Annotated in this window: 12 protein-coding genes; 7 read left to right on the forward strand and 5 right to left on the reverse strand. The window is 63.1% G+C overall.

Going from position 1 to position 15,928, the window contains the following annotated elements:
* Positions 1-14 precede the first annotated feature (14 nt).
* The 6 genes from AT984_RS17820 (at position 15) to AT984_RS17850 (ending at position 7,620) form a co-directional block, all read left to right on the forward strand.
* Positions 15-1,766 carry an ABC transporter substrate-binding protein gene (locus AT984_RS17820; RefSeq protein ID WP_058722434.1) on the forward strand — a complete coding sequence of 584 codons (1,752 nt, stop codon included), beginning with the start codon at positions 15-17 and terminating at the stop codon, positions 1,764-1,766.
* Positions 1,763-3,646 carry an ABC transporter substrate-binding protein gene (locus AT984_RS17825; RefSeq protein WP_082680141.1) on the forward strand — a complete coding sequence of 628 codons (1,884 nt, stop codon included), beginning with the start codon at positions 1,763-1,765 and terminating at the stop codon, positions 3,644-3,646. Before AT984_RS17820 ends, AT984_RS17825 begins: the two co-directional genes overlap by 4 nt.
* 1 nt (position 3,647) lies before the next feature.
* Positions 3,648-5,522 (forward strand): ABC transporter substrate-binding protein, encoded by a 1,875-nt coding sequence (locus tag AT984_RS17830; protein ID WP_058721255.1) that lies wholly within the window; start codon positions 3,648-3,650, stop codon positions 5,520-5,522.
* Between the two features lie 252 nt (positions 5,523-5,774).
* Positions 5,775-6,521, forward strand: coding sequence for an esterase/lipase family protein (locus AT984_RS17835; protein ID WP_058721256.1), 747 nt, complete (start codon positions 5,775-5,777; stop codon positions 6,519-6,521).
* 80 nt (positions 6,522-6,601) lie between these two features.
* A complete protein-coding gene (locus AT984_RS17840; RefSeq protein WP_197418158.1) occupies positions 6,602-7,030 on the forward strand; it encodes a YbaN family protein in 429 nt (142 codons plus the stop codon).
* A gap of 287 nt (positions 7,031-7,317) precedes the next feature.
* A complete protein-coding gene (locus AT984_RS17850) occupies positions 7,318-7,620 on the forward strand; it encodes a hypothetical protein (RefSeq protein ID WP_156422092.1) in 303 nt (100 codons plus the stop codon).
* A 119-nt stretch (positions 7,621-7,739) separates the two neighbouring features.
* Here AT984_RS17850 and AT984_RS17855 read toward each other — a convergent pair whose 3' ends face one another.
* The 5 genes from AT984_RS17855 to AT984_RS17870 form a co-directional block, all read right to left on the reverse strand.
* Positions 7,740-8,180 (reverse strand): pilin, encoded by a 441-nt coding sequence (locus AT984_RS17855; protein WP_058722437.1) that lies wholly within the window; start codon positions 8,178-8,180, stop codon positions 7,740-7,742.
* 19 nt (positions 8,181-8,199) lie between these two features.
* Positions 8,200-8,532: a hypothetical protein gene (locus tag AT984_RS23065; RefSeq protein WP_156422093.1), complete on the reverse strand. Its 333-nt coding sequence runs from the start codon at positions 8,530-8,532 to the stop codon at positions 8,200-8,202.
* A 259-nt stretch (positions 8,533-8,791) separates the two neighbouring features.
* Entirely contained in the window at positions 8,792-9,238 is a 447-nt protein-coding gene (locus tag AT984_RS23665; protein WP_058721259.1) for a pilin, read from the reverse strand.
* 392 nt (positions 9,239-9,630) lie between these two features.
* The gene (locus tag AT984_RS23675) at positions 9,631-10,077 is read right to left on the reverse strand and encodes a pilin (RefSeq protein WP_058721260.1); all 447 of its coding nucleotides are present in this window, start codon (positions 10,075-10,077) and stop codon (positions 9,631-9,633) included.
* 380 nt (positions 10,078-10,457) lie between these two features.
* Positions 10,458-11,243: an MBL fold metallo-hydrolase gene (locus AT984_RS17870; RefSeq protein WP_058721261.1), complete on the reverse strand. Its 786-nt coding sequence runs from the start codon at positions 11,241-11,243 to the stop codon at positions 10,458-10,460.
* Between the two features lie 265 nt (positions 11,244-11,508).
* Between AT984_RS17870 and AT984_RS17880 the strand changes: the two genes are divergently transcribed.
* Positions 11,509-15,909: a DEAD/DEAH box helicase gene (locus AT984_RS17880; RefSeq protein ID WP_058721263.1), complete on the forward strand. Its 4,401-nt coding sequence runs from the start codon at positions 11,509-11,511 to the stop codon at positions 15,907-15,909.
* Positions 15,910-15,928 lie beyond the last annotated feature (19 nt).

The raw sequence follows: 15,928 nt of genomic DNA on the forward strand, positions 1-15,928 counted from the left end.
GTCTATTGCTCTTCATGGCTTCGCCGGCTCGCGCCGCCGAGCCCAAGCTGCTACGCTACGCCTTCCGCGCCGCCGAAACCACTTTTGACCCGAGCCAGATCAACGACATCTACTCGCGCGTCATCACTGCCCATGTGTTCGAAGCGCTCTACAGCTACGACCACCTGGCGCGGCCCGCCAAGATCGTGCCGCTGATCGCTGCCGGCCCGCCCGAGGTCAGCGCCGATTTCAAGACCTGGACGGTGCGCCTGCGGCCCGGCATCTACTTCGCGGAAGACCCCGCATTCAAAGGTCAACGGCGCGAGCTGGTGGCCGAGGACTTCGTCTACAGCTACAAGCGCTACGCCGACCCGGCCCTGAAGAGCCCCAACTGGACCACCGTGGAAGAGGCCGGCCTGATCGGCCTGGCCGAGCTGCGCCAGCGTGCCCTGCGGGACAAAAAGCCCTTCAACTACGACGCCGGCGTGCCGGGCTTGCGCGCCCTGGACCGCTACACCCTGCAGCTGCAAACCACCCAGCCGCGGCCGCGCCTGCAAGAGATGCTGCTGAGCAGCAATGACTTGTTCGGCGCCGTCGCCCGCGAGGTGGCCGAGCATTACGGCAGCAAGGTGGGCGAGCATCCGGTGGGCACCGGCCCCTTTGTGCTGAAGAGCTGGCGGCGTTCTTCCCAGATCGTACTGGTGCGCAACCCTGCCTACCGCGAGCGCTTCTACGAGGCCCAGCCCGCGCCGGACGACGCCGAGGGTCAGGCCTTGCTAGCCCGCTTCCAAGGCCGCCGCATTCCGATGTTGGACCGCATCGAAGTCAGCATCATCGAAGAGGCGCAGCCGCGCTGGCTGTCTTTTCTGAGTGCCGAGCAAGACTTTTTGGAGCAGGTGCCGGAGGACTTCATCGACCAGGCCATGCCCGGCGGCCAGCTGGCACCCACACTGGCCAAGCGCGGCATTCAGCCACGGCGCCAGGTGGGTTCGGACGTGACCCTGAGCGTCTTCAATATGGAAGACCCACTGGTCGGCGGCATGGCGGCCGAGAAGGTGGCGCTGCGCCGCGCGATTTCACTGGCGCTGGACATTCCGCGCGAGATCCGCCTGGTGCGGCGCGGCCAAGCCGTGCCGGCACAAAGCAATCTGGCGCCACATACGACCGGCTACGCGGCCGACTACCGCAGCGACTTGTCCAGCCACGATATGGCGCGCGCCAAAGCGCTGCTGGATGTTTACGGCTATGTGGACCGCGACGGCGATGGCTGGCGCGAGCAGCCCGACGGCAGTCCGCTGGTCCTGCTGCGCAACACTCAGTCCGACGCCGCCTCACGCCAGCTCGACGAGCAATGGCAAAAGGCCATGAACGATCTGGGCCTCAAGCTCAGCATGAAGGTGGCCCAGTGGCCCGAGAACCTCAAGGCCGCACGCGCGGGTCGCTTCATGATGTGGAGCGTGGGCTCTCGCGCCGAGCAGCTGGACGGGCAAAAAGCCCTGCAGCGCCTCTACGGCTCGGCCGGTGGGCAAAACCTGGCACGTTTCAACAGCCCCGAATTCAACGCCATCTACGACCGCCTGCAAGGCCTGCCCAATGGCCCCGAACGCGAGGCCTTGTTCCTGCAGGCCAAGCGCATTGGCGCGGCCTTTGTGCCCTACAAACCGCATGTCCACCGGATTTACACCGACCTGAGCCAACCCTGGCTGATCGGATACTACCGGCCGCTGTTCTGGTTGGATTGGTGGCAGTTCGTCGACATCGCCAGCGAGCGTCACCCCGAAAAATGAGCCCATCTCCCCGCGCCTCCACCTTCTGCCTGTCCCGCCGCAGCGGCCTGTTCTTGAGCTTGCTGACATTGGGCAGCTTGGCGCTGAGCCAGGCTAGCATGGCCACCGCCGCTACCACCGCCAGTGCGCCAGCGAGTCCTGTGAGCAGCAAGCCCGGCAGCGAAAAAGTGCTGCGCTATGCCTTCAAGGTGGCTGAGACCGGCTTCGACCCGGCCAAGGTGCAAGACCTGTATTCGCGCCTCATCACCGCCAATATCTTCGAAGGCCTCTACAGCTACGACTACCTCGCGCGGCCCTTCAAACTCAAGCCCCAAACCGCCGCGGCCCTGCCCGAACACAGCGCCGATTTCAAGACCTGGACGGTGCGCGTGCAGCCCGGCATTTACTTTGCCGACGACCCGGCCTTCAAAGGCAAGAAGCGCGAGCTGACGGCGGCCGACTATGTCTATAGCTTCAAGCGCTTTGCCGACCCGCTAACAAACAGCCCCACCTGGGACGGGCTGGAAGAGTTGCACCTGCTGGGCCTCAACGAATACCGAGCCGAAGTCGAGAAGAGCAAAAAGCCCTTCAACTACGACAAGCCCATCGAAGGCCTGCGCGCGCTGGACCGCTACACCCTGCAGTTCAAGCTGGCCGAAGCGCGGCCCCGCCTGCCGCAGACCCTGGCCGATGGCAGCCTGTTGGGCGCAGTGGCCCGCGAAGTGATCGAGGCCTACGGCGACAAAAGCATGGAGCATCCGGTCGGCACCGGGCCCTTCATGCTGGGCGACTGGCGGCGCAGCAGCCTGATCGAGCTGCGCCGCAACCCCGGCTACCGCGAGCGCTATTACGAGGCCGAACCGAATGCGGACGATGCCGAGGGTCAGGCCATGCTGGCGCAGTTCAAGGGCCGGCGCCTGCCCATGATCGACCGCGTGGAGGTGGCCATCATCGAAGAGAACCAGCCGCGCTGGTTGTCCTTCCTGAACGCCCAGTTCGATGTGCTTTACACCTTGCCCGAGGACTTCACCGCCCAGGCCATTCCGGGCGGCAAGCTCGCACCCAATCTGGCCAAGAAGGGCATGCAAAAGCACACCATCGTGGCCTCAGACGTTTTGTTCACCGTCTTCAATATGGAAGACCCCGTGGTGGGCGGCTTCGAGCCGGCGCAGATTGCGCTGCGCCGCGCGATCTCACTGGCCACCAATGCGGAGCGCGAAATGCGCATCGCGCGGCGCGGCCAGGCCATCAGCGCGCAGTCCATCATGCTGCCGCACACCAGCGGCTACGACGCCGAGTTCAAGAGCGAGAACGGCGACTACGACCCACAACGCGCCCGCGCCCTGCTGGACCTCTACGGCTTTGTGGACCGCGACGGCGACGGCTGGCGCGAACGCCCCGACGGCAGCCCACTGGTCTTGGAAAGCCTGACCACGCCCGAAAGCTTCCAGCGCCAGATCGATGAGATTTGGTCCAAGAGCCTGGCCCAGATCGGCTTGCAAGTGAAGTTCAAGTCCGCCAAATGGCCGGAGAACCTGAAGAGCTTGCGCGCTGGCAAGTTCCAGATCTGGTCGCTGGGCAGCAGCGCCTCGACGCCCGATGGGCAAGACGCGCTGGGCTTTTTCTACAGCCCGCGCATCGGCGGCCAGAACTACGCCCGCTTCAATCTGCCCGCCATGGACCGGCTCTACGAGCAAACCAATGGCCTGCCCGACGGGCCCGAGCGTGACGCCGTGTTTCTGGCCGCCAAGCGCTTGGGCGTGGCCTACGCGCCCTACCGGGCCCGCGGCCACCGCATCATCACCGACCTGGCGCAGCCCTGGGTGAGCGGCTACCGGCGCCCGGCCTTTGCACTCGACTGGTGGCAATACGTGGACATCGACAACAACAAGCGGCCCTGAGATGAAACAACAAGCAGCCAAGAGCAAGACCGGGCGCCGCCAACTCCTGGCCGCGGGGGCAGGGGCGGCAGCGCTGGGCTTGTGGCCGCTGAGCGCTGTCGCCAGTTCGCCCACCAATACGGCGGAGATTGCCGGCAAAGGCGAGAGCGCTGCTGCCGTCAAGACCCTGCGTTATGCCTTCCAGATCGCGGAAACGGGTTTTGACCCGGCACAGGTCAGCGACGACTATTCACGCACCATCACCCCGCACATCTTCGAGGCGCTCTACGCCTTCGACTACCTGGCCATGCCGGTCAAGTCGGTGCCGCTGACGGCAGCAGCCTTGCCCGAGATCAGCAACGATTTCAAGACCTGGACCATCCAGCTCAAACCCGGCATCTTCTTTGCGGATGATCCCGCCTTCAAGGGCAAGCGGCGGGAGTTAACGGCCGAGGACTACGTCTACAGCTTCAAGCGCTTTGCCGACCCCAAGATCAACGCGCCGCTGTATGCCGGTGTCGAAGAACTTGGCATCAAGGGCTTGCTGGAGCTGCGCAAACAGGCCATGGCCGAGCAGCGCGCGCTGGACTACGACAAGCCGATTGCCGGCCTGCGCGCACTGGACCGCTACACCTTGCGCATCGAGCTGGAACAGGCGCGGCCACGCCTGCTGGAAAACCTTTCGTCCTCCGACCTGCTGGGGGCGGTGGCGCGCGAGGTGGTGGAGGCTTATGGCAGCAATATCGCCGAGCATCCCGTCGGCACCGGGCCATTTGTGCTCAAGCAGTGGCGGCGTTCCAGCCTGATCGTGCTGGAGCGAAACCCCGGCTATCGTGAACGATATTACGAGGCCCAGCCGGCCGCCGACGATGCCGAGGGTCAGGCCTTGCTGGCCAAGTTCAAAGGCCGCCGCCTGCCCATGGTGGATCGGGTAGAGATTTCCATCATCGAAGAGTCGCAGCCACGCTGGCTAAGCTTTCTCAACGCCGAACACGACCTCTGCTACATCGTCCCCAACGACTTCGTCAGCACCGCCTTGCCAGGCAATAAACTGGCCCCCAATCTGGCCAAGCGCGGCATGGTGCTGCACCGGGTGCTGGCGGCGGATGAAGCTTTCACCTTCTTCAATATGGAGAACCCCACGGTGGGCGGCTACACCCCCGAGAAGGTGGCGCTGCGCCGCGCCATCTCGCTGGGGCTGGATGTGGAACGCGAGATCCGCCAGGTGCGGCGTGGCCAGGCCGTGGTGGCGCAAAGCCATGTGGTGCCGCACACCTCGGGCTACGACCCGCAATACCGCTCAGAGATGAGTACGTACGACCCGGCCCGCGCAGCCGCCTTGCTGGACGCCTACGGCTATATCGACCGCAATGGCGACGGTTACCGCGAGATGCCCGATGGCTCGCCCCTACTGCTGGAAGTGGCCACCCAACCCGACGCCCAAAGCCGCCAATATGACGAGTTATGGCAGCGCTCCTTCGATGCGCTGAACATCAGAGTCAAGTTCTTTGCCGGCAAATGGCCCGAGCAAATGAAAGCCGCCCGCGCCGGCAAACTGATGCTGTGGATGATGGGCAATTCCGCCGGCTCACCCGACGGGCTGGAGGCGCTGCAATACCTGTACGGCCCGCAATCCGGCAATCAAAACATCTCGCGTTTTCGCAACAAGGCGTTTGATACCTTGTACGAGCGCATGCTGGTGATGCCCGACGGCCCCGAGCGCGAAGCCTTGTTCCTGCAAGCCAAGCGCATCCAGGCCGCCTACCTCCCCATCAAAACCCATGTGCACCGCATCCGCAGCGACATCACCCAGCCCTGGCTGCTGGGCTACCGCCGCCCCATCTTCCGCAACGAGTTCTGGCACTTCGTCGACATCGACCTGAGCAAAAAGCCCTGAGCCCTGAATTGGGGTCAGAGTCGATTTATCGTGTGGATTGGATTGCCGCCCCTAATCCCCGCACTTGTCTGGTGCGCAGTCGCTACGATCTGTGACCATAGGCGGTAGCGGCAATCCTGCCCCTTCGCCCGAAACTGCCCCGCACACCGCATGAGCGTCACGCCTCAAAAATCAAAACCGCGTCGTCGAACGGCTCGACCTGCTGAAGCCGCGCCGGCGCACGAGCACGCAGGCCACGATCATCATCTGCATATGACGGCGCCCAACGCGCTGCTCTTGATGCTGGAGGCACGCGCGCCCTGGGAGTTCGCCAGCCTGCTGGCGTCCATCCCGTGGCTGCGCCGGCTGCCGCGCGGCGATGGCCATCCGGTGATTGTGTTTCCCGGTTTGGGCGCCAATGATCTGAGTACCCGCCCGCTGCGCAGCTTTTTGGAAGCGTTGGGGTATGAGACCCACCCCTGGGGCCAGGGCTTCAATTTTGGCCCGCGCCACGGTGTGCTGGAGCAATGCACGGCCGATGTGAAGCGTCTGTTCAAGCATCATGCCCAGCCGGTCAGCCTGGTGGGCTGGAGCCTGGGCGGCATCTACGCTCGCGAGTTGGCCAAAGAATTGCCAGACCATGTGCGCAGCGTCGTCACCCTGGGCACGCCCTTCACCGGACACCCACGGGCCACCAATGCCTGGCGCTTTTTCGAGTTTGTCAGCGGCCACAAGGTCGGTGACCCGGCCATGATGGCGCAGATCCGCCGTGCCCCGCCGGTGCCCACCACCTCCATTTATTCGCGCAGCGACGGCATCGTCTCCTGGCGCTGCAGCCTCAACGAAGCCGGCCCGCTGTGCGAAAACATCGAAGTGCCAGCCAGCCACATTGGCCTGGGGCTCAACCCGCTGGCCTTTTACGTCCTGGCCGACCGCCTGGCCCAACACCCCGAGGACTGGCAGCCCTTTGAAGCCGAGGGCCTGCGCAAGTGGTTCTTCAAGGTGGAATCGCCCCGTTGATGGATGGCATCAACGGCTGCCGGATGACGGGATGGCGGCGACAATGGCATGCCCCACTCGCCGGCCCCGCGCATTGATCCATGCCTGATGAACAAACGCCTCTTGCTTGCGCCGCCGCGCCGACCCAAGCCCTGGTGAAAGCCCGGCCCATGTGGCAGCGGGTGATCTGGCTTCTGGCCGGCCTGCTGAGCTTGGCACTGGGCATCGCGGGCATTTTCTTGCCGCTGCTGCCGACCACCCCCTTCATCTTGCTGACGGCGTTTTGTTTTTCACGCGGCAGCAGCCGCTGCGAAGCCTGGATCCTCAATCACCGCACCTTCGGCCCCATGGTGCGCGACTGGCGAGCCACTCGCGCCGTACCTCTGCGCGCCAAACAACTGGCCAGCGTGATGATGACCATCGGCTCGGTGTGGGCCGCCATCACCTTGCCCACGCAATGGGCCTGGCTGCCGGCGCTGTGTTGCGCCTGCGTGGCCACCTGGCTGTGGCGGCTGCCGACACGGCGCTGAGACGGTCGGCGTTTGCTCTGCCGCCGTTGTCACCGAGTCAATCGCTCAGATTGATGTTGGCTAGACCGCTTTCCATAGCAAAAACAGGTACCGACTTCCACATCCCCCCATTGGAGGGAACCCGCCGCGACACCCCCCACGTATCCCCCATCACTCCCCCTCCGGAGTGATAGAAAACGGATCTGTCTGCGCCGAATACTTGAGCCACTGACGACGCAGTGACCCCAGCAATCAAGCCCCTCCTCCCCGCGTCAGCCCACATGTCTTCAGGAATGATGGAGCTCAAAATGAGATTTCAAAGCCTGTTCCAGACCCTCTGCCTGCGCCGGCAGCTTGCACATTCCGCCATCATGGCCAGCGCGACAGCGGCTTCACAGCTCAAGGCCAAAGCAGCGACGGATGACGATCGCTTCGGCAGTTGCGGCTGGTTTGACTCAAGCTACGAGCTAAGCCAGGGGCTGCTCATCATTGAGGATATGGATGCGGATGCGCGCCTGAATTTGGAGCTTGAGCTAATTCAAGACTCCAAGCATGACCATACGGCGCAAAGCCAGTGCTTACAAATTGAATCTTGTGGGATTGCCTGCTGAACTCGGAATCTGGCAATCGAGCAAATAGTCAATTGACCCGGTGCAGCGTCTTACGTGCCTTGATCGAATATGCGAACAGATGATTTCAGCCGGTTGCCAAGACTTACGCGACCGGCATATTAAGGGCTTGAATTCTTCACAATGGCGTCCTTAATCGGCCCGGCCGCCACATCGGTGCTTACCGCCCAAGAGAGACGCGAATTCTGCAGAGTGGGTGTGAACGTAATGGTCTTGCCACCCAGATCAGAGCCAACATTGGCGGCCGATGTGAACGTAGCCACGATGACGCCGTTAGTGGCAACAACGCTGGTCAAGACATTCGTAGCGGTCCAGGCTGGAATGCCATTGCTGCTGCTATTGCAGCCTGTGACCGTACTACCGTCTTGAGCGCAAACCGCGACAGCCAGTTTCACCCCATCCATACTGGAAATTGCCGAGGCAACCCTGGCTTTGGCGACGTAGTCCTTGTACTGGGGAAGGCTCACGGCCACCAAGATGCCGATGATCGAGACAACAATCAACAGCTCAATCAACGTAAAACCCTGATAGATACGTTTCATGTGTTCCTTCTTGGCTCGCTCATGATTCATCGGTGACCGCAAACGCCAGTACCGGTAGAAAAGGTCTGCATACCCGGGTGCCCTCATGGCTGACGCGTTGATCAGAGAGGTCTGAGTTTTGCAAAGAGACAAAAATTGCTAAGCAACGGCCGGATTGACGTTCAAGTTCAAACTCAGGCAACTTTAGAACCCCGGCTTTTTCCATTCTGGCGTACTTATTCCGCTCCATCATCCAATGCCGACGAAACATCTGCTGATTAGACAAGGAAGAAGTTTTGTTAGCTAGCAACGCGGTGCTCTTGCCTTGCCTTAGATTGCGCACCTTGGCAGGGTCGAATTGCAGCTTGCACACACGGACCGGGGGCATCTATTCAGGCAACGGCGCACCGCCTCATTCGAGCCCGTGAAGCGCCAATATGACGCTGCTGCATAAGTTCTCTAATGTGCAGCAAGTTACTTGGACAGCATTTTTCCTGCTGGGTGCAAAGCCTTTGACGCAAGACCCACCGCGCTACTCCATTCTGAAATGAGAAAGGGCGCCATCAAGGCGCCCTTTCTTTCAACAAGGAATCAACAAGATCCGCTGATTCGTTCTACCGAGAGCACTAAGCTCAGGGCGTCGAGTTCTTCGTAATTGCAGCCTTCACTGCATCCGCAGTGACATCGGTTGACACGATCCAGGACATGCGCACGCCGTCAGGCTTGGCTTCGTATTTGATAAATTTTCCCGCCAAGTCTGTGCCGCTGGCATCAGCGAAAGTAGCAGTAATCACGCCCTTATCGTCAGCCGCTGCGGTCTTCAAAACATTGGTCGCTGTAAATGCGGGGACGCCACCCGTACCGGAGGAAGCACAAGTATCAAATCCGGCATTTTCCTGGTAGCACAAGGCTACAGCCTTCTTGATACCGTCAATGCTGGCGATGGCGGACGCAACTTTGGACTTGCTCGTATAGTCCTTGTACTGAGGAATCGCCACAGCAGCCAAGATACCGATGATGGCCACAACGATCATCAATTCGATCAGGGTGAAACCTTGTTGGATGCGCTTCATGTTCATGATCTAAATCTCCTAGGCGAAGCCAAAAAAGAAAAGCAGTTGAGGGGTAGGTGCCCCCCCCCCTGAATGCAGGGATCATGCCAACTGGTTTCATCGCCGCTCCCGTGCGTTTCTTCACACTCCGACTGGCTCAGTAATCCGCAGCCTGACAAAAATTGTCAATCCAAGTGACACAAAAAGGTCTGCGCACAAAGACGTGACTATTTCCGTCGGAACTTTAATGTGAGGTCCATGGACAATTTTTCTAGCGAGTGCTAAGTTTTTGGTACAGGGCTCGCCGAACTGTTAACTCGATAACCCATTCTGAAATGAGAAAGGGCGCCATCAAGGCGCCCTTTTTTCAACAATGGATCAACAAGTAGCGCTGGTCCGTCTTACCTAGAGCACTAAGCTCAAGGAGTCGAATTCTTCGTGATGGCAGCCTTCACCGCAGCCGCAGTGACATCGGTTGATACGACCCAAGACATGCGCACGCCGTCAGGCTTGGCTTCGTACTTGACAAATTTACCAGCCAAATCTGTGCCGCTGGCGTCAGTGAAAGTAGCAGTAATCACGCCCTTGTCATCAGCCTGAGCGGTTTTCAAAACATTGGTCGCTGTAAATGCAGGAACGCCGCCCGTACCAGAGGATGCACAAGTATCAAATCCGGCATTTTCCTGGTAGCACAAGGCGACAGCCTTCTTGATGCCGTCGATGCTGGCGATGGCGGACGCAACTTTGGACTTGCTCGTGTAGTCCTTGTACTGAGGAATCGCCACAGCAGCCAAGATACCGATGATGGCCACGACGATCATCAGTTCGATCAGGGTGAAACCTTGTTGGACGCGCTTCATGTTCATGATGAAAACTCCTGGCCGAAGCCAAATAAGAAAAGCCGTTGAGGGGTGGGGTACAACCCCCTTGAATGCAGGGGTCGTGCCAGCTTGTTCCTGCGCCGCTCTTGTGCTTTTCGTCACGCTCCGGCTGGTCAACGGCCTCACGACCTGACAAAAATTGTCAACCCAGGTGACACAAAGAGGTTGAGGCACAAAGAAGTGACAATTTACGTCTGCACTACGCAATACCAATAAGAGTGCAAAGCATTCGGGGAAAAATTTTGGGGCCAGAGTTGATTAATCGCCGCAAGGATTAATCAACTCTGGCCCCATTAAAAACTGACCCCATTAAAAACTGACCCCATTAAAAACTGACCCCATTAAACAGGGCGGGAGGCGCTGGGCTACAGCACCATCACCTGCCCGGCCTGTAAAGGCGCGAGTTTGTGGGCGGTGCTCAGGGCGGCGATCTCGCTCATCACGGCGTCTACCTCGCCGGGCTTGATGTGGGTGATGTGCACCTCCACCGGCCCTTGCAGATGCTGCAACTCCAGGGCCAGCGAGGCGGGGCAGAGGTGTTTGCTGACGGTGGCGACTTGCTGCTCTTCGTCGCTGAAGGCGGTTTCGATCACCAGGTGCGAGAGCTTCAGTTCAGCCAAGCGGCGCCACAGGGCCGGGTTGGGTCCTGTGTCGCCGGTGAACACCCAGTGGGCGTGGCCGCTGGCCGGGCCGCCGTCCACGGCAAAGCCAACTGCCGGCACGGTGTGCGCGGCGCTCAAGACCTCGACCTGGCGCTCGCCCAATTGCAGGCGATCACCGATTTCAAAAGGATGCAGGCTCAGCACCGGATGCTCAGCCGAGGGCAGGCGGGTGAAGTCGGGCCAGATCACCCCGTTCAGGATGTGATCACGCAGAGCCTTGAGCGTGGGCGCCAGGCCATGCACCTGAATCGGTGGGCGGCCGGCTGCGGCGCGCAAGCGCAAGACCGAATCGGCCAGCAGCGGAATGGCCAGCACATGGTCCAGATGGGAGTGGCTGACCAGAATGTGATCAATGCGGGCCAGCGCTTCCAGCGACAAATCGCCCACGCCGGTTCCGGCGTCGATCAGCACATCGTCGTCCAGCAGGAAAGCGGTGGTCTTGAATCCGGCGGCGATAGCGCCTGAACAACCGAGGACGCGAATTTTCATGAAGGGGGTCAAATGGGGATTTTGGGATCCTGCCGCGGCATGTGTGAGATGCTGTGCTCTCACGCAGAAACGCGCCCAGAGACCGCAATGTACGCACCCAGCCAAGACACGCAAGTGCGCAATACCGGTTTTTTCCGGCAGGCGAACACCCCGCGTATGCCCCGGCGTGAATGCGTGATTTCCTTCACGTCGGCAAAGCTGCCAGACACCCCGGGCCAGGCGCGCCAGCCCTTGGCATACTCCGCCCTTCACTGCTGGGCGCATCATGGCTACCAATGACAAAAACAAGGGCGCTACCAGCCTGAAATTCATCACCCCCACGGGCAAGACCGGCATGACGCTGGAGGAGTTGCTGGAGCAGGCGCGCACCTTGAAGGCGGCCGGTGAGCTTGAACGGCGCAAAGCCCTGAGCTCGGGCGATGCCGGACGACTGTGCCAAGCAGCGGAGGACGAAGCCGAAGGCGCTTCAGACGACGATGCTGACGACAACACCCCGCCTACCGGCGCACTCAGCGCCGACGAACAAGTGCTGCTGGACGCCTTGCTGCTGGCCGGCAACACGCGCGGCGTGGAAGGCCTGCGGCTATGGCTTCAAGCGGCCGACGCGCAACGCTACCCCTCGGGCCGCGCCTTCACGCCGGCCGAGATCAGCAAATGCCTGAAATCCCTGCACCGCCGTGGCCTGCTGCATCTGCAGCAAGGGCGCGGCTATGTGGCCGATGTGCGCGAACACAGCGAGCGCTTGCAAGCCCTGCTGCTGCGGCCCGAAGCCAAGGACTACTGGCGCTGGCTGGCCTGGGTGCTGGCCGGGGGCCACGGCAGCCCGCTGCAGCCGAACAACTGGCTGAGCTTTCGCAGCGGCGATGAGTGCAGCAAGCTGCTGCGACTGCTGATGTTCTCGGGCATGCCGCGGGTCGACTTCGAGTCGCGCCTGGTCTATTGGCATGAGTTGCAAGAGCCCGCTCGCATGAGCGATGTGCTGTGCCGGCCCTGGATGCCCCAGGCCCTGGGCCGGGTGGCGCCTGACTTGCTGGAAACCTTGCTGGCCCAAGCCCTGCGCATCTTGCCGGCGGACGACGCCCGCGCCCTGCAATTGGAGCAATGGCTGCTGGCCCGTTTCACGAGCAAGCCGCTGGACGTGCCGGCGGCGCAGCGTGCCATGCTGGCCGAGCGGCAGGCGCTGGGCCTGAACTTCAAAGCCATGCGTGAGCTGCTGGCCGGCCTCGAGGACCCGGCCCTGCCAGCCTTCGAGGCCCTGGAAGCCGCCGCCCGCGGGCAATGGGCCGAGGCCGCCGCCACCTTTGAGCTGGGCATCAAGGAAGTACGCAAGGCCCACAAGCTGCGCCGCGCCCCGCTCAGCGAAGACCTGTCGCGCATCTATGTGTGCTGCTTGCTCGCGCAAGACGACCCCAAGCTCTGGGACGCGGCGCGCAAATACTGCGTGAGCGAATCGGGCTCACGCAGCCCTTCGCCGCATGAGCTATGGGGCCGCTGGGCCCATGTGATCGGCGCACGCTTGGGTGAGGTCACTTTCGACCCGGCCTGCCTGCAATACGTGCCCGCCCTGGAAGTGCGCGAGCATGGCCTGCCCCAGGCGGCCGATCGCCTTTTGCTCGCAGCCTGGCTGGGCAAGCCCGCGCCGGGCTGGGAGCCGCTGGCCGCCCAAACCCTGGTGAACAAACTGGCCAAGACCGGCCAGCTCTGGCATGCCGCCTGGACTGCCCAGGCCGCCGAACGGCTGGAGCTCGGCAGCATCCCGGTCGCGCTGGGCGGCCAAGCCCAGCCTCCCGCCTCCTTCCTCGGCGGCCCACGCGAAGCCTGGCGCGATGCCCTGGCCGCCATCACCGCGCTGGCGATTGAGCCCGAGGGCAAGGCCGGTGCGACGGCCAGCGCCCTCGACCTGGCCTGGTCGCTCACCCTCGACAGCCAAGCCCGCGTACAAAAGCTGGAACCGCTGGAGCGCAGCGTGAGCGCGCGCGGTATCGAGAAGCTCAAACCCATCACGCTCGCCAAGCTGAAAAAGAACAGCCAACCGCATGCACGCGACAACGCCGTGCTGCGCCACATCGAACGCAGCCCCTACAGCGGCGCCAACAGCTTTCAGCTCGATGTGACGCAGGCGGCCATCGCCCTGGTCGGCCACCCCGCCGTGATGCTGGCCGACGCGCCGGGCCAATGGCTGGAGCTGCTGGAAGCCCAGCCCGAGCTGGAGGTGCAGAAGAAGAGCGGCCCCGACGGCGAGCATTTCGAGTTCCGCATCCTGCCCGATCTGATCCCGCGCGGCGCGCCCCGGCTGGACGGCTGGATGGGCACGAATTACGAGCTGGAAAGCGCCAAGCGCGAAGCCCTGCGCATCGTGCGCGACGGCCCGCAGCGCGCCCGCCTGATCCGCATCAGCGCGGCGCAGCGCCGCGTGGCCGAACTGGTGGCGCAGGGCTGGACCGTGCCCGCCAGTGCCACCGCTGAGTTGGGTGCGGCCCTGCAAGTGCTGAGCGCGCATTTCCAGCTGCATAGCGATGCCACGGCCGGCCAGGTGGTGGCTGGCGACAGCCGCTTGCGCGCCCAACTCAAGCCCCTGGGCGAGGGCTTGCAGCTGCAGCTGGTGGCCCAGCCCTTCGGCGCCTTCGGCCCCGCCGTCACCCCCGGCCAGGGCCGCGCCCGCCTGATGTGCATGCACGAGGGCGTGAGCCTGGCCACCGAACGCGACCTGGCCGCCGAGCAAGCTGCCCGCGAGCAGGTGCTGGAAGCCCTGCCGTTTTTGGACCCCGAACTCAGCCCCGCCTCGCCCTGGCAGCTCAATGACCCGGAAGAAGCCCTGCACGCCGTCGAGCTGCTGCCCGGCCTGCCCGGCATCGCCGCGCTGGACTGGCCCAAGGGCAAGCCCCTGCGCGTCAGCCCACTGGCCAGCCCGGCGCTGAATGTGCAGGTCAGCAGCGGGCGCGACTGGCTGGGCCTGCAGGGCGAGGCGAAATTGGACGAGCAACGCGTACTCAGCCTGCAAGAACTGATGAGCTTGGCGCGCGCCTCGCGCAGCCGTTTTGTGCGCCTGGGTGAGGGCGAATACCTGGCCCTGAGCGAGCAGCTGCGCCAGCAATTGCGCGACCTCGACGCCCTGGCCGTGGCCAAGAAAGACCAGCTGCAGCTGCCCCAGGCGGCAGCCTCCTGGCTGGAAGAAACCTTGAGCGATATGCAGCTGGCCGGCGATTCGCCCTGGCAGGCCCGCATGGACGCACTGGCCCAGGCCGCAGCCCTGCAGCCCGCCGTGCCGCCAAGCCTGCGCGCTGAATTGCGCAGCTATCAGCAAGAGGGTTTTGCCTGGATGAGCCGGCTGGCCCAAGCCGGCCTGGGCGCCTGCTTGGCCGATGACATGGGCCTGGGAAAAACCGTGCAGACCCTGGCCCTGCTGCTGACCCGCGCCGAGGCCGGGCCGGCCCTGGTGCTGGCGCCCACCTCGGTGTGCGGCAACTGGCAGGCCGAGACGCAAATCTTCGCCCCCAGCCTAACTTGCAAAATCTACGGCGAAAGCGCTAACGCGGCGGAGCGCGCCGCCATGATCGCTACGGCCGGGCCGGGCGATGTGATCGTGGTCTCTTACGCCTTGGCGCAGATCGATGGCGAGAGCCTGGCCGACAAGCCCTGGGCCACGCTGGTGATGGACGAGGCGCAAGCCTTGAAGAACGCAGCCACCAAGCGGGCCAAGTCGGTGGCCGAGTTCAAGGCCGAGTTCCGCCTGGCCTTGTCGGGCACGCCGGTGGAAAACCGCCTGGCCGATTTGTGGTCCATCATGAACCTGATCAACCCCGGCTTGCTGGGCACGGCCAGCCAGTTCAGCGAGCGCTTCGCCACCCCGATCGAGAAGCACCAGGATCACGCCGCCCGCCAGCGCCTGCGCCGCCTGGTCAGCCCCTTCTTGCTACGCCGCACCAAAACGCAAGTGCTGCAAGACCTGCCCCCGCGCACCGAAATCGTCCATCTGGTGCAGCCCAGCAGCGAGGAAAAGAGTTTTCTGGAAGCGCTGCGCCGCAATGCCAGCGAGGCGGTGGCCAAGGCCGCCGCGGGTGGCCAGGCCGCGCCCATGCAGGTGCTGGCCGAGCTGATGCGCTTGCGCCGCGCCGCCTGTGACCCGCGCTTGGTGGCGCCGGAGCTGGGCCTGGTGGGCGCCAAGATGGCCGAGTTCGAACGCGTGGTGCGCGAGCTGGTCGACGGCAGCCACAAGGCCCTGGTGTTCAGCCAGTTCACCGACTACCTCAAGCTGCTGGCCGAGCGACTCGACGCCATGGGCGTGAGTTACCAGTACCTGGACGGCAGCACCCCGGCGGCAGAGCGCACCAAGCGCGTGGCGGCCTTCCAGCGCGGTGAGGGTGAGGTGTTCTTGATCAGCCTGAAGGCGGGCGGCTTCGGCCTGAACTTGACCATGGCCGATTACGTTTTGATCGTCGACCCCTGGTGGAACCCGGCCGCCGAAGACCAAGCCACCGGCCGCGCCCACCGCATGGGCCAGAAGCGCCCGGTGACGGTTTACCGCCTGGTGACCGCCGGCTCGGTGGAAGAGCGCATCATCGACCTGCACCGCGACAAGCGCGGCCTGGCCGATGGCATTCTGGAAGGGCAGGAAGAGGCCACCGTGCTGGATGCCAAGGCCCTGGCGGAGTTGTTGCGCGGCTGAGTGAATGCGTGCTGACCAT

Source organism: Paucibacter sp. KCTC 42545, from assembly GCF_001477625.1.
Lineage (GTDB): Bacteria > Pseudomonadota > Gammaproteobacteria > Burkholderiales > Burkholderiaceae_C > Paucibacter_A.

What these genes read in the sequence shown, in the direction of transcription:
- AT984_RS17870 (WP_058721261.1), bottom strand. Translation starts at nt 11,243, where the DNA reads ATGAAAATTCGCGTCCTCGGTTGTTCAGGCGCTATCGCCGCCGGATTC.
- AT984_RS17840 (WP_197418158.1), top strand. Translation starts at nt 6,602, where the DNA reads ATGCCTGATGAACAAACGCCTCTTGCTTGCGCCGCCGCGCCGACCCAA.
- AT984_RS17855 (WP_058722437.1), bottom strand. Translation starts at nt 8,180, where the DNA reads ATGAAACGTATCTATCAGGGTTTTACGTTGATTGAGCTGTTGATTGTT.
- AT984_RS23665 (WP_058721259.1), bottom strand. Translation starts at nt 9,238, where the DNA reads ATGAACATGAAGCGCATCCAACAAGGTTTCACCCTGATCGAATTGATG.
- AT984_RS17835 (WP_058721256.1), top strand. Translation starts at nt 5,775, where the DNA reads ATGACGGCGCCCAACGCGCTGCTCTTGATGCTGGAGGCACGCGCGCCC.
- AT984_RS23675 (WP_058721260.1), bottom strand. Translation starts at nt 10,077, where the DNA reads ATGAACATGAAGCGCGTCCAACAAGGTTTCACCCTGATCGAACTGATG.
- AT984_RS17880 (WP_058721263.1), top strand. Translation starts at nt 11,509, where the DNA reads ATGGCTACCAATGACAAAAACAAGGGCGCTACCAGCCTGAAATTCATC.
- AT984_RS17830 (WP_058721255.1), top strand. Translation starts at nt 3,648, where the DNA reads ATGAAACAACAAGCAGCCAAGAGCAAGACCGGGCGCCGCCAACTCCTG.
- AT984_RS17850 (WP_156422092.1), top strand. Translation starts at nt 7,318, where the DNA reads ATGAGATTTCAAAGCCTGTTCCAGACCCTCTGCCTGCGCCGGCAGCTT.
- AT984_RS17825 (WP_082680141.1), top strand. Translation starts at nt 1,763, where the DNA reads ATGAGCCCATCTCCCCGCGCCTCCACCTTCTGCCTGTCCCGCCGCAGC.
- AT984_RS17820 (WP_058722434.1), top strand. Translation starts at nt 15, where the DNA reads ATGGCTTCGCCGGCTCGCGCCGCCGAGCCCAAGCTGCTACGCTACGCC.